A 14,992-nucleotide genomic window follows, 5' to 3' on the forward strand; every position below is an offset into this window, starting at 1 on the left:
CGTCACCGTGTTGCCGATGGTGCTCAGAGGCAACTCATCCAGATAGATGGTGGTGGTGGTCTGCAAACCCGCGCCCCAACCGTTGGTTGAAATGCCGCGAGCAGTGAGGCGAACGTTTGTTATCACTCGCCACGTTTCAGCACGCGCCCGGTGTCTCGCGCGCGATGCCCTTCGAAAAAGCCGAACGATTACCTTTTCTGCGTCAGCTCGGTTTGTGACAACACCGAAATACTGAGCGGCACATCCTGCAGTCGTTCGCTACGGCGGGTCGCTGTGACGACGATCTCTTCGACCGCCATCGACTCTCGAGCGTTGGCTGCAGTTGATGAGTTCTGCGCGCCGACCGGAGTCGCTGCCGCCACCAGCGCGACAAGTGCCGCCGCTCTCTTGTCCAGATCCAGACGATTCATCCTATCCCCCTATTGGCCTGTGCCGCTTTTTTCGTGCCGCTGTTCGGGCATCGGGCGAGGCGTTCGCTTCGCCGTATCTTAGAATTAACATTGACTGACTCGGCAGTCAATATTAAGGTCGACCCCATGAGCTCACTATTGCTGTCCCGTCGTGACGTCGACTTTTTGTTGTTTGATTGGCTGGACGTGACGCGCCTGACCGAGCGCCCCGTGTTCGCCGATCATTCCCGGCAAACATTCGACGCCGCGCTCGATACTTATTCGCAGATTGCGCACGCCGAGTTCGCGCCACATAACAAGAAAGTGGATCGGGAGCCGCCAAAACTGGTCGGCGACACAGTGGTGTCGGCACCGGAACAGCGCTCGGCATTGCAGGCATTTGCCGCTGCCGGCCTGCTGGCCGCATGCCAGGAAGAAACATTTGGTGGCATGCGCCTGCCTTATGTCGTGGAGCGCGCGGGTCTCGCATTCGTTCTCGCGGCCTGCCCCACTACGGCCGCCTATGCTTTCCTTACGATCGCCAATGCCAATCTGCTGCTGACGCATGGGACGGCATCACAGAAATGGCGCTTGGTGCGCCCGATGCTCGACGGTAGATGGACCGGCACGATGTGCCTCTCGGAGCCGCATGCGGGCTCATCGCTCGCCGACATCACCTCCCGCGCGGAGCGTCAGTCGGATGGCAGTTACCGACTGACAGGAAACAAGATGTGGATCTCGGGCGGCGATCACGACCTCGCCGACAACATCGTTCATCTGGTGCTCGCCAAAGTGCCTGACGAGCGCGGCGCCCTGCGCCCCGGCGTCGCTGGGATCTCTTTGTTTGCTGTTCCCAAGTACTTGCCCGGCATAGACAACCAGCTCGGCGAGCGCAACGACGTCGTGGTCGCCGGCCTGAATCACAAGATGGGCTATCGCGGCACATCCAACTGCCTGTTGAACTTTGGCGAAGGACGCCATCGCCCCGGTGGCCGGGCGGGAGCCGTCGGCGAGCTCATCGGCGAGGAAGGCCGCGGGCTCGCCTATATGTTCCATATGATGAATGAAGCCCGCATCACCGTCGGCCTCGGTGCAGCCGCGATCGGATATACGGGCTATCTGCACTCGGTCGACTACGCCCGCAGTCGCCGTCAAGGCCGCTTACCGACACAACGGAATCCGGAAACGACGCCGGTGCGCCTCATCGATCATGCCGACGTACGCAGAATGCTGCTCGCGCAGAAAGCCTATGTGGAAGGCGCTCTCGCACTCGTGCTGTTCTCTGCCCTGCTCGTCGACGAGACGAATACTGCGTCTGCCGAAGAGGCTCAGCGCGCTCGACAGCTCCTCGACTTGCTCACGCCGGTGTCCAAGAGCTGGCCGTCCAAATGGGGCCTGGCGGCGAACGATCTCGCCATCCAGGTGCACGGCGGGTACGGCTACACGCAGGATTTCAACGTCGAACAGTTCTATCGCGACAACCGCCTCAATCCGATCCACGAAGGAACCTTCGGCATTCAGGCCATCGACCTGCTCGGTCGCAAAGTCAGCAGTGCCGATGGCGCCGCGCTCGCCGCTCTCACGGCGAGGATCGAACGCACCGTCGAGCGTGCCGCGTCTGCTCCCGAACTGGCTGAGCAAGCCATTGCACTACGCGATGCCTGGTCGCGCGTGCTCGCGACTACGACGCACCTTAGAAACGTTCCGGACGCAACGCTGCGACTTGCGAATGCCTCGTGCTACCTCGATGCATTTGGCCACGTCGTTGTCGCGTGGCTGTGGCTCGATCAAGCAGTGATTGCCATACGCGGTATTGAAGGACAGCAAGCTGCGTTCTATCGCGGGAAACTGGCTGCCTGCCGGTATTTCTATAAATGGGAGCTGCCGCGCATCGATCGCTGGCTCGGACTGCTGGACTCGCTGGATCGTACGACGCTCGATATGGCCGACGAATGGTTCGACTGAGCGTCATTTGAGTCGCTCCACCTGCAAAGTCACCCGGTATTCCCCGGGTGAGATCTCGCGCGTCGAGATTCGCTCGGGCTGAACCTGCACGACAGCCACGCGCAACTCGCCGATCGTTGCGCCCTCACCCGCCGTGATCTCGTGTTGTTCGGCTTCGCCAGCGTTGCCCCGAATCGACAGTTGCACTTTGACCTGACCGGCCCAAACGCAAGTCACATCGCTCGGACAGCGCGAATCCTCGCTGACTCGTACGAACTGCACATCGAGCTGCGGCGGACCGAATACAACTCGCTCTCCCGGCGCCAGCAGAACCTCTTGATCGAGCGCCGCTTGGCGAGGCGCAGGATCGCCCGTGGATCGACACCCGACGAGGGCCACGGCCAGCAGCAGCGCAACGAGATAGTGATGACGTGTCATATGGTGAGGATAACAGCGCGGGCCCGGCAGGACCCGCGCTGCTCTTGCTAGAAACAACGCTTCACTGTTGCGTTATCCGCACATCATCGATACCTGCTTCGACCAGGCTAGCTGTGCCCAAGTCCGCAGCTTCGATCAACAGGCGTACGGTCTGGCCGGCAAAGGCGTTCAGACTGGCCGTCGCGGTGGACCACGCGCCATCGACATTGGTCGCCGATCCCAACCGCTGGAACACGACACTGGTCGTCGCCCCCACCACGCTCACTCGCAGAAAATAATCGGCAATTTGGTTCGCGTTTGCTGCCATGGGCGAGATACTGACTGAACGTCAGGGTCAGCGTGCCCGTGGCAGGCAACGTGATAGCTGGTGAACGAATCGAAGTGACGCCGCCGTCGACATCGTTCTCACCCGCGCTCGCACCCGCGAGGCGACCGGTGACCAGAACGTTCGTACCGCTGGTCGTAGTGCCGAGTTGTTTCGGGCCGCTGGAATTGGTCGCTTGCGGAACGCCCCGTTCCCAGGCTCCGGAGACGGCAGTATCCGTGCCGTTCGGATTCGTTTGCCACCCCAGGTTGGTCTCGAAGGTATCCTCGAATACGACCGTGCCGCCGCCGCCCTGGCAAGAGGCCGGGACGGAGAAGCCATTTGTCGGGGTGGTGCTGGAAGCGCCGCCGCTGACTGCGTTCGAGCCTAGTCCGAACCCTGCGAAGGCTTCCCACATACGACAGACATCTTCGCCGCCGTGGTTGTCCATTGCGGCCTGGATGATGCCATCTCGGATCTGAGTAAAGGTCGGATTGCACGCCGTGTTCTTCAGGCCCTCGTTGACGTACAGCATCATGCGCTGATTGCCTGCGCTACCGGATGCGTTGTAGAGATTTGTGCTGAAGCCCCATTGATCGACGAGCTTCCAGTACACCTCCCAGGCTGCCTGCGCCCACACCGAACCGACGCCGTGTGGAATCGCCATGCCGTTGATGCTCGCGTAGGTCCACGTGTTGACGGCTGGATCCGTGCTGTAACGCTGAGTGCGAATGCCTGCGCCACTGGTCGCCTGACCTAACGCATAGGTCCCCATGCCGCGCGGAGTTGCGCCTGTATCGCTGGCTCTCGCCGTGTATGCGAGCGCCCACCAGTCCGACAGCCCCTCACCGGCTTGCTGACGATTCGTGAGGCAATTGACATTCGACGGCCCGCCGATGAGCCGATTGGAAATGCCGTGGCCGTACTCATGCACGACGATGCCCGCATCCAGATCGCCATCGCGATCCGGATTCGGACTGGTCCAGATATACATTTGCATGCGGGGCCGTGAGCCGTCGGCCGGCGTGGAGAAATTGGCGTTGTTGGTACCCCCGCCGTCCTGAGCTTCGGCGCGGACCGAGTCGTTGCCCAAGCCGCCGCGGCCATAGTTGTTGACCTGGAAGTTGCCGGCCGCCTCGTCGAACCCATACTGATACTGAACGTCGTGAATGATGTTGTTCCAGTAGAACAGGTTGGTGACGGCGCTCGGACGATACGTGCTCGGCGCGCCCGCGAGATTGATCGCGAAGTCGAAATTGAGCGCCGCCCCGCCGCTCGGGCTGGAGCCTGCGTCGGGCGAATTGTTGTTGTCCGTGTCGGTGTAGGCCTCGACGTTGTTGCCTTGGGTCGTGGTGAACTCAGCGCCCGCGACGCCATTCGTGTCGTGCCATCCAAAAGGCGACGCCAGGCTGTTGGCCGGATTCACCGCGAGTGAGCGCCCATCGGACGGCGGCAGTGGGCTCGTGTGCGTCGGGCTCTCCACCGGCTGCGCATAGACTCGATATTGATCCGCGACTGTCTCATCGAAGCGCGTCCACACCTGCCCCGTCTCGGCGTCGACCGTGAAATCCCAGGCGTGCTGCTCATCGAGCGTATGGATCTGGAAATTCCAGACCAGACGCGCTTCGCCCCGTCGGATCGGCAACAGCATCAGACGCCCGTCGATCGGTGCGAGCGACAGCCCTTCGTGACTCATCCGAGTATGCTGCTGCGGCCCTGGCGTCGATTGCAGCGTCCGCACTTGCGTTGGCACTGCGATGCCCGAGAACTTCGCTGCCGCGCTCACTGCCGCAGCCAATGACATACCTGGCTTCAGTGCACGCACCGACTGCGCCAATCCGGGAAGGAACGAATTGTTCACACTGATGATGCGACCGTTCCGATTCACATTGACCTGCAGTTGGGCGTTGTACACCGGGATGCTGGCGTGACGCTGCTGCAGATAAATGTGAGTGGCACCGGTCACTCGGGAGTAAACCACGTCCGATACCACATACCCCTGCAGGTCGGACGGCTCGAGCCCGAGCGCAGCGACGTTGCTGCGAATGAATGCCATGGCCAGATCCATGGGCCGGCCCTGCGCCGCGCCCGTGAGATAGCCGCGCTGACTGGATAGCGAGCTCACTGCTCCGGTGGTTTCGTTGGATTCCACGGTGAGCTCTTCCACATTGGCGATCAACCCCTGAATCGCGCGAGGCTGAATGGCCGCCGCCGATCGTGCAGCGGTGAACTCTCGGTTGAGATCGTGCCTGGCATCGAAATGACGCTCGGCATCCTGCGTCGGAGCAATTTCCTGGGCGCCTGCCAGCGCGCTCCACCACAGGCCGCAGGCAAATGAAATGGACGCAACTGTGAATCCTCGGCATCGGTTCATGATGCAACTCCTTCCTTGAGTAACTGAGGAATGTAGGTCGATTGCGATTCAGCGATAAGCGCGATGTCCTGTCAACGGCGCAGCCCGCTGCCCGCATAGAGTCGCGGCGTGCTGCAAAGTGACAGAGATGGCTTGGTCACAAGATGTTAGATCGCGTGTCTTGCACCTCCCGATGTCACACCTTCCATTTGTCGACAAGCGGCGTCAGCCGGCGCTCGTAAGGCGCCCACTTGGGGATATCACGAATCTGAACACTGCTGCGCACCTGCACGGCGCTTGCGGTGACGACACCACGACGACGCGAGCCGAGCTCCAGCATCGCTGGATCGAACGGCAGGCCGCAGAATTCCGTCACTCGCCGCAGTTGCAATTCAGGGTTGGCGAGCAGCTGCGCATACTCAACGTCCAGAATCCGCCCAGCAAAACGCGCATGCCAATGCTTCATCAGCCCCGCATACCATTCGTAATAGTCCGCGAGTTCGCCAAGGTCATAGCTGAATGGGTTCGCGTCGGAAAACAGCTCGCGCAGATTGGAGAAGCACGTCTCCACCGGATCGCGAACCATGTGCAGAATCTTCGCCTGCGGTAGCGCATGCGCGATGAAACCGATGTTGAGGAAATTGGAAGGCAGCTTATCGGTGAAGTAGCGCGAGCCTCCCAGCCGCCATCGGATGCCGTCGAGATATCGCATGCCTGCGACGCTGAGGTCGGCGCTGCGCGCTCGCGCCACGAGCGTCGCATCGATCACTCCCTTGCAGTGATGATCGGTCGTATGACGCATCGCACTGGTGAAGTCATACAGCTCGCCCAGCGCAGCAACCGCCGGATGCCCCGCGAGCATCTGCTCCAGCAATGTCGTGCCGGATCGGTGCATGCCGACGATGAAGATCGGGATCAGACCTGTCTCCGCCGTGGTCGCACTGGCCGCTTCGAAGATCGACAGATCATCGAACAGTCGTTTCATTCTGCCCGCGTCATAGTTCAACCGCGATCGTCTTGCGCGACAGCCTTGCATCAAGGCCAGCCATGCCTCGTCGTATCGCTGCAGATCATCGAGCTCCTTGTGAAGAGCGAACGACAGCGCCGCGATATCCTCCGCGGAGCGACCCGGGCGCGTCAGCTCTCGTCTGATCACATCCACATGGTTGCGCTCTACGGTCTGGCGCCGAAGACCCGCGCGCAGCCAGTAGCCCTGCGCGATCTCGGGAGCCCTGCGAATAGCGCGCTCCACATCTTGTTCGGCGTCGTCGAAGCGACCCAGGTAGGTGAGGATCTGCGTGCGTGCGAGCAGCGTCGTCGGATAGTCCGGGTCCGCCCGACGCGCCTCATCCAGATACGCAATGGCGCGCTCCGGCAGATTGAGATAGCTCAGCTGCGCACCGGCCGCGATCAGCAGAGGAATGGACATTCTGGTGAGCGGCCCTGCCCGCTCGATGCACGCCAGCAGCTCAGGCACTTTGTTGAACGTCCGCAGGCGCGGCAGCAGCTCAGTCAGGATTTTCTCATCGATCGTGCCGGTTCGTGCCGCGGCGAGCGCGAAGTCTTCGGCGCGACGATAGTTCCCTCGCAACGAGTACATGTACGACAGTTGCACGAGCGTATAGGGCTCATCCGGCACCTGCTCGAGAACCTTCTCGTACGCTGCAATCGCTCCATCCCAATCCTGCCTGGCAGCCAGCGCCTCCGCGTTTGCCAGCATCGGTCGCAACACAGACGGCAGGCTCGCGGGAGTAACCATCAGAGCTGCAATCGCTCAATCAGCGGTTGCAGCTCCCGCTGATAACGTCTCCAGGCGCCGATCCCGCGCTCATGGATACCTTCGCGAACCTGACTGCTGCTGGCTGTCGACACCGGAGTGCGGTTGCGCGTGATGACGTGCAAAGCCTCTTGTCTATCGAGTCCGAGAAAATCGAGCACCTGCGCAGTCGAGCGTTCCGGAGCACGGACCAGATCCTCATAAGTCACGATCCGCACTGCCTGTGGCGCAGTCTTTTGCCAATGCCCGATCCAGCTTCGCACACGCAGGCAGTGATCCGCCAGACCGTGCAGCGAGTAGCTATAGGGATAGGAATCCGCCTGGAACAGCTCTTTCAAGTTGGAAAAACAAGCGTCCAGCGGGTCTCGCTGCAGACACAACACGCGCGCCGCAGGCAACGCTTGCAGGATGAGCGGCAGGTTGAACAGGTTCTGCGGATTCTTGTCGATTACAAACCGACTGGCCGGAGCAAGCCGGCGCAGGCGCTGCTCATAGAGATGGCCGACCTTCTTGAAGTCCAGATCTGGTAACAGCGACCCACGATCGCCGTGCAGTGGCGATGTGAAAAACCGCCCCGATGCTTCGCTCACCGCCGCCGCGAAGTCGTTGCGCTCACCCAGCGACTGCACCGAGGAATGATTGCCCAGGATGCGATCGAGCAGAGTCGTCCCGGTGCGCGGCATGCCGACGATAAAGATGGGAACAATCTCGCCGGGGGTGGCACGCGTTGGCAACGATACCGGCATTTGTATCAGTGCATCGAGCCGGGACGCTTCGAGCTGCGAATCGAACGCGAGGCGGCGACTCATGATCTCAGCCCCGTTCGACAAGGCAGCCCACGCCTCCTGCCGGAGATCCGCCGCATCGTATTCACGAAACAGCGCATAGCATAGATGTGCTTGCTCGATACTGTTGGGCTGGACTCTGCTCAACGCACCCTGGATGCGTTGAACGCGAGCCAGCGGTGGCTGCGCTCTGGAATGAGTGGCCAGCGCCCAGTGCGCGTCGGCGAAGTCCGGCGACATTGCGAGGCACCGTTCATACTCCGTGTTGGCGGCCTCCAGGTCGCCGAGGTAGCGCAGAACATTGCCACGCGTGAAGGCCAGCAACGGATGGGCTGGCACATGCCTGGCCATCGCGTCGAGGAATTTCAGTGCGCCCTGATAGTCGCCGGCCAGCCATAAGTGCTGCGCCAGTACCGCTGATTGAGAAATGACATTCGGCTCCGACCAGTCCACTGACTCGATCAGCGAGACCGCCGCGGGCTCTTCGGCAAACTCCAACAGGCGAGCGGTCACGTACCCTATCAGGCGTGTGCTGGAGGACTCACGCACCGATTCAGCGGCCCGCCACGCGTGTTCCTTCGCTGTGAGATAGCGATCTGCGATCTGCTCGAAGCGCGACATACGGAGCCTCGCTGGAACGTGGCCGGGCTCGCTGTCGAGAATCGCCTCATACAGCGAACGGGCCTCGTTCCACAGGCCTCGCAGTTCATACTGTTGGGCACGGCCCCACAGCCCGCGAGGAGATACGGCCGCAGCAAGGCGGCCGTATGCAGCAGATCCGCTCCCCTCGCTCAAAAGTTATAGACCAGCGAGAACTGAAATTCTCGCGGTGACTGGAATGCCCGTGGCACCAGATAGGTGCTCACCGGCGTGCCAGTGGTGCCGTCCTCCGCGCGATCGTCTACAGCAATGGGCTCCTGTTTGTTGAAGACGTTGAAGACGTCCATCTTCGCCGTCAGTCCTTCGGCCCAGTGCGGCGTGTAGGCGAAGCTCAGATCCACCTGATAGCTCCAGGGCAGACGACCCGCCGTACCCCGCGGCACCGGTTCCGACGGACCATCGCGACCGCCCGCCGTCGTCGTGCCACAGCGGAAGAACGATGAGCCGTACGGATGAATCCCGCCGTGATACGGATACAGCACGCCCAGGCAGTTCTTCGGGCGCCCCGACTGCACGACCAGGTTCGTGCCCATCGCGAATTCCTCGGTAAACGAGTAGCTGCCGAACACCTTGAGCGAGTGACGTCGATCGTTCGGCAGATAACCGTACGAATCCACCGCCAGCTCTTTGTAATCGAAGTCCTGGGTGACGTTGGTGTCGGCCTGGCCGATATCGGATTTGACGCCGCCCTCGGTGTTGCCTTTGCTGTAAGCCAGCGTGTAGGAGGCTTGCACGAACGTCTTGTCCCAGTTGCCATCCCAGAACAGCTCCAGCGCCTTGTAAGTGCGACGCGCCTTCGGCGACAGCAGATCGCCCGGGACCGTCGTCTGCGTCAGCGTGCCGTCGTCGAAGAAGTCGGTCAGGAAAATCGCGTTCTCGCCCGGATTGAACATGCGGCAATAAGGAAAGCCGCCGTTCGGCAACACAGCCTCGCGGCCGTTGCCGTCGACCCAGACCCCATCGTCCTCATTGAAGGCGAAGCCGGCGGCCGTCAGGATCGGCGTGTAGTCGCAATTGTCGTCGATGGCGGCTTTCAGCTCGCGATAGATGGCGCGGGCACCCACATTCTGGTGATTGGTGATGCGCATCTGCATGCCGAGAATGAACTCGTCCTGATACATCGGATCGAGATTCTTCGAGGCAATGGTCTTGGCGTCCTTCGGCTCGCCGAACTCGCCATTGATGAAGCGAACTCTGTTCAGAGGCTCGCGGCCCATGGGTGCGCCGGTAGCGGGATCGACTCCCGTGAATGTGAAATCCTGGCGCGTGAACAAGGAAGCGCTCGCGCCACGAATCGCAACACTCGCCGTCAGTGGCAATGCATAGCGACCGGCGTTGCCGTAGACCTTCATCGATGAGTCGCCCTTCACGTCCCAGGAGAAGCCGAGGCGCGGGCCGAACTGGTTGTCGATCTCCACATAGGTCTCACCCTGGCCGTTCAGGTTTTCGAAACTGTCCCAGCGCAAGCCGGCCGAGAACAGGAAATTATCCGTGATGTTCCAGTTGTCCTCGATGTAGAACGCGCGCTGTTTGACCTCGACAGTGGCGCCCTGATTGACGATCTGCTCGCGTACGACGTCAACTCCGCTCGCATTGGTCGAATAACGCCACTGCCGACCGCCTTCGATCGATGTGCCGCCCACGGACTCGAAGTCATCGAGGTCATAACCGAAGCGCACCACGTGAGCACCCAGCTTCCATTCGGCGTCGACGCGAAACTGATTGCGCTCATCCTGGGCATCTTCACGCTCGATGCTGCCGGTGGTTGGGAAAGTGGCCGTGATGTTGCACGTACTCGCGTAAGTTCCGGTGATTGCACGCCGAGCCGCCGGACGAGCGTCGACGATGACCGGACAACCGCTGGCCGGCGTGTTGAGGTTGCCGCTATAGGCCACGCGCAGGCCGCTCGCCGTCGTCAAGTGCAGGCCTCGCGAGTATTCGCCGTGACCGTACAAAGCCGATACCGTGAAGGCATCGGAGATGTAGCTGGTGTATTTGCCAACGACATTGGTGCCGCCGTTCTCCTCGTACTGAGTACCGATCAGACCGAGCCGGTTGGCCGTGCCCAAGGTATTCAGATACACCTTGCTGGTGGTTTCATCCTTGTCGGAGAACCCGGTCAGCTCGAACGAGTTGGCATCGTTGATGTGCCAGTCGAGCTTCACCAGCCAGCTCGGGGTCTCGGTCTTGTCGTTGGTATTGTTCGCCTGGGTGACATTGCCCCAGCGGTCCTCTTCATGCTCGGAATAGCCGATCAACGCAAAGGCGAACAGCTTGTCCTGCACCAGCGCGCCACTCGCCCAGACATTGGCCGTCCACTCGGAGGTTTCCTCCTCGGCATTGATGGAACGCACCGTGCCGAAGCTGCTCGGCTCGAGCCGGTTCGAGTAGTTGGCATTCCGGGTCTTGCTACGTAGCGACGCCGGCGACCAGTAAATGCTCGACCCCGACTGAAACTCGTTGGTGCCGCGCTTGGTGGTCTGGCTGACCACACCGCCCAGCGAACGGCCGAATTCCGCGCCATAGCCACCGGTTTTCACCTGTTGTTCGGCAATCGCCTCGAACGGGATCTTGGAGAAGTTCAAGCCGCGGAACGAGTTGGTCACATTGAAGCCGTTCACGTAGTACTGATTCTCGGCCACCGAAGAGCCGCCGAACGACGGCAATTTGCCGTCCGCGAACGCGAAGTCGCCGCGCACAGCGCCGGGCGCCAACAGAGCCGCCGATGTGAGATCGCGCAACACAGGGATCTTCGCCAGCTGATCGGCGGACAGCACGGTCACCGACTCCACCGAAGAAACATCGATGGGATTGACGCGCACGCCAGTGACGATGATGTTTTCCATCTGCAGGACGCCGGCCGAGGTGAAGCTCACTGGCGTACCCGTGCCGGCGCTGACCAGCACGCCATCGCGAACTGCGGTCGTGCCATCGGGATGGCGCAAAGTCACTTTGTATTTGCCAGGTGACAGCGCGGGCACACGATAGGAGCCATCGGCGCCGACGGAAATTTCACGGCGGAACCCCGTCCCCTCGCCCTCCACGATGACGATGTCTCCCGATGCCGCTTGTCCGAACACGCTGCCGCCGGTGCTCTGGGCGAAGACGGCGGGAGTAGTAGCCATCAGGGTCGTGGCCAGCGCGCCAGCCAGGCGGCTGGCGTTGCGTCGGTTTGCTTGGGAAGGATCGGTTGCAGCTGCTGTTGCACTGGTCGCAAGCGCCTGCTGCACGGCCAATGCAAGGGTGGTTCTTGTCAACATCGACTGCTCCTCCGTAAGAGATGTTGCTTTTTCATTGCCGCTCGAAGCCCATCCGCATCCGCGCTGAAGCGATTGGAATCTCCGCCGTCGGTGTCTTCCCCCTTGTTATTGGCTCATCTACTGGCCGGTGCCGGACTGCTCGCCGTTGCACGGACGCATCAAGGCGTGTTTCGAGCATACAACTGCGATCTGGTCAATGAAAGCCAGATTGCTCAATTATTGCCCAGCGCCCGGATTCGGCAAAAACAGCAGAAACCATGCACAAACATAGCGCTTACTGATGTTTTTTATGGAACAGAGCGGCCAAGTCTTTGTATATATGTCGCCGCTCAACCACGAACAAACAAAATGGATCGCAGATATCGCTCGGCATTGGAGCAAATATATCTCGCAACCATTGAATCAAAAGGAGGCAGGCCCCGTGTGATTCTGTCTTCACATCGCAGCAGCGACGGAGTGAACCGCGGGATCGGTTCGGACGGCTCGAAGATCATCGGTTCGCTGGATGCGAGCAAAGTGATGAACAATGGCCTCATCACAGCGACGCTCGACAAGGTCCGGCCGACAGTTCAGCGCATCGGCCACGGCCATCGCCTTGGCTCGGGTCTCCGGCGAGACGCTGCACTCATATCTATATGCGCTCGGCGCTCTATATGCGCTCGGCACTCGCGGGTAGGCCCTGATGCAGACCCAAGGCGCCGATACCCACAATAGAGATGCGAATCGTTCGCATTCCTGTATAGTCCCCGTCCTGGCGTTTGATGGGGATGGGTAATGAATTCGAATGGCGTGGCCCTGGCGGTCGCATTCGCACTGACCTCGAGCGGTTACGTCCGAGCGGCTGACTCGCTCGAAGAAGTCGTTGTCGAGAGCACCTACACCACCCGCGACCGGCTCGACACCGCGACCGGCCTGGGGCTCACCATCCTCGAGACGCCGCAATCGGTGTCGGTGATGACGTTCGAGCGCATCGCCGATCAGAATCTGCGCTCGCTGTCCGATGTGGTGATCAATGCACCCGGCGTCTCCGGCAAGTTGCGGGACAGCTCGCGTCACGCGTTCTCGGCGCGCGGCTTTACCATCGACAACTATCAGATCGATGGCGTGCCGATGGAGTGGAGCTCCGGTGGCGATGCTGGTGAGACCGAAACCGACACCGCACTGTACGAGCGAATCGAAATCGTGCGCGGTGCGACGGGCTTGTTGACCGGCGCGGGCAATCCTTCTGCCTCGATCAACCTCGTCCGCAAACACGCGGACAGCAAAGAGCTCACCGGAGTTACGACGCTCGGCTTTGGTCGCTGGAATCAGCGCAATGCCATGGTCGACGTGAGTTCGCCGCTTGCGCTCGACGGTCGCGTGCGGGGCCGTGCCGTATTGAACTACGAAGAGAACGACTCTTTCGTACGGCTGCTCAGCAACAAGAAATCTGTCGGTTACGCAGTCATCGACGCCGACGTCACCGATCGCACGCTAGTGCGCGCGGGCTTCAGCTATCAAGACAACGATCCAACGGCGTCGACGTGGGGCGGTCTTGCTTCCTGGTACGCCGACGATAGTCGCACCGACTTTAGCCGCTCGCAAACCATCGGCGCACGCTGGACTCGCTGGGCCTCGACCAATCGCAACTACTTTGCGACAGTTCGCCAGCAGCTCAGTGACCGCTGGGACTTACACGTCGACTACAACAACGCGCGTAACGACGGTGAGTTGAACCTGCTCTATCTGTATGGCAATCCGGATCGTGAGACTGGCCTCGGTCTCTTCCCTATTCCCCTGCGCTCAGACACCAGCCGCGAGCAGTACAACATCAGCCTTCGGCTCACGGGCAATTTCGATCTGTTCGGGCGCACGCACGAGCTGATCGCCGGCTACTCCTACACCGATCAATCCTATTTCGCGGACAACCGTGCCCCGGTGGCAGGAACGGTCGACCCCATCGGCAATTTCAACAATTGGGACGGCAGCTATCGCGAGCCGACCTATGGTGCCGTGACTATCGATGTCGATCAGGACACCAAGCAGTCGGGCTTTTATGTTGCAACCCGCTTCACCCTGGCCGACCCACTGAAAATCGTCGCCGGCGGCCGGCTCGCCAAATGGGAACAGCGGGGCGTGAGCTACGGCAACGACGTCGATTTTGGCGATTCGAATGTTTTCATTCCCTATGCCGGCGCCCTCTATGACGTCACGGACGCGCATCGGCTCTATGCCAGCTACACCGAGATCTTCAAACCGCAAGACCATATTGACCGCTACGGCCGTCAGCTCGATCCCTTGGTCGGACGCTCCTATGAGCTCGGCCTGAAGAGCGCGTTGCTGAGCGGCGCGTTGCATACGACGTTCACAGTTTTCCGGATCGAACAGGACAATCTGGCGCAACCGGACCCCGATGGCTGGGATCCGGACGCGGGCATCCCCCGCCAGCCATCGCGAGCCGCGCAAGGCACACAAAGCGAAGGCTTCGAAATCGAAGTCGTCGGCCGTCCCCTGCCCGGCTGGGAAGCGAGCCTGAGCTACACAAACTTCACGGCAAAAGACGCACAGAACGTCGCAGTCAACACCGACCAGCCTCGCAAACTGCTCAAACTGTTTACGACCTACCAGTTCCTCGACACGCTGCCCGGACTGACCATCGGTGGTGGCCTCTACTGGGAAGGCGGCAACTACATGGACGTGACCATCACCGGCACTGAGGTGCCCGACCGCCTGACACAAGATGCCTACACTTTGGTGAATGTGATGGCACGTTATGCATTCAGCGAGCACCTGTCGGCGCAGTTGAATGTCGATAACCTGCTCGATGAGACGTACTACAGCCAGATCGGCTTTTTCAGCCAATTGGCATTCGGCGAGCCTCGCAACTACAACGTGGGCATCACCTATCGCTTCTGACAGAACGTAGGAGACAGCGCGCTTTTCCGCTGCCCGCCGTCCGGTAGCCCGGCGTGTCTGCCGGGCTCATCATGACTTGCTGATCGTTTCGTTGCGGCACTCTGAAAGGATCGTGTCATGTGCAATGTCATGTCGAGCCGGGCCAGTCTCTGGATCTTCAGTATCGCGCTGCTATCGATTGTAGGAT

The 14,992-nt window shown here is 60.8% G+C and carries 7 protein-coding genes and 1 pseudogene; 2 read left to right on the top strand and 6 right to left on the bottom strand.

The window, feature by feature from the left end:
* Positions 1-188 precede the first annotated feature (188 nt).
* Positions 189-410, bottom strand: coding sequence for a hypothetical protein (locus D0550_RS20155; protein WP_116810990.1), 222 nt, complete (start codon positions 408-410; stop codon positions 189-191).
* Positions 411-536: 126 nt separating this feature from the next.
* Between D0550_RS20155 and D0550_RS20160 the strand changes: the two genes are divergently transcribed.
* Positions 537-2,354: an acyl-CoA dehydrogenase gene (locus D0550_RS20160; protein ID WP_116810991.1), complete on the top strand. Its 1,818-nt coding sequence runs from the start codon at positions 537-539 to the stop codon at positions 2,352-2,354.
* 3 nt (positions 2,355-2,357) lie between these two features.
* On the opposite strand, the gene D0550_RS20165 is transcribed toward D0550_RS20160, so the two are convergent.
* From D0550_RS20165 to D0550_RS20190, 5 genes and pseudogenes are all read right to left on the bottom strand, one after another.
* A complete protein-coding gene (locus D0550_RS20165) occupies positions 2,358-2,771 on the bottom strand; it encodes a hypothetical protein (RefSeq protein WP_116810992.1) in 414 nt (137 codons plus the stop codon).
* Between the two features lie 61 nt (positions 2,772-2,832).
* Positions 2,833-5,449, bottom strand: a pseudogene (locus D0550_RS20175) (M36 family metallopeptidase).
* Positions 5,450-5,624: 175 nt separating this feature from the next.
* Positions 5,625-7,187, bottom strand: a complete 1,563-nt coding sequence (locus tag D0550_RS20180) for a tetratricopeptide repeat-containing sulfotransferase family protein (RefSeq protein ID WP_116810993.1) — start codon at positions 7,185-7,187, stop codon at positions 5,625-5,627.
* On the bottom strand, positions 7,187-8,611 hold the full coding sequence (locus D0550_RS20185) for a sulfotransferase family protein (RefSeq protein ID WP_116810994.1): 1,425 nt from the start codon (positions 8,609-8,611) through the stop codon (positions 7,187-7,189). Before D0550_RS20185 ends, D0550_RS20180 begins: the two co-directional genes overlap by 1 nt.
* 170 nt (positions 8,612-8,781) lie before the next feature.
* Positions 8,782-11,910, bottom strand: coding sequence for a TonB-dependent receptor (locus tag D0550_RS20190; protein WP_116810995.1), 3,129 nt, complete (start codon positions 11,908-11,910; stop codon positions 8,782-8,784).
* Between the two features lie 774 nt (positions 11,911-12,684).
* Here D0550_RS20190 and D0550_RS20195 point away from each other — a divergent pair.
* Positions 12,685-14,805, top strand: a complete 2,121-nt coding sequence (locus D0550_RS20195) for a TonB-dependent siderophore receptor (protein ID WP_116810996.1) — start codon at positions 12,685-12,687, stop codon at positions 14,803-14,805.
* Positions 14,806-14,992 lie beyond the last annotated feature (187 nt).

It is taken from the genome of Steroidobacter cummioxidans (assembly GCF_003104955.1).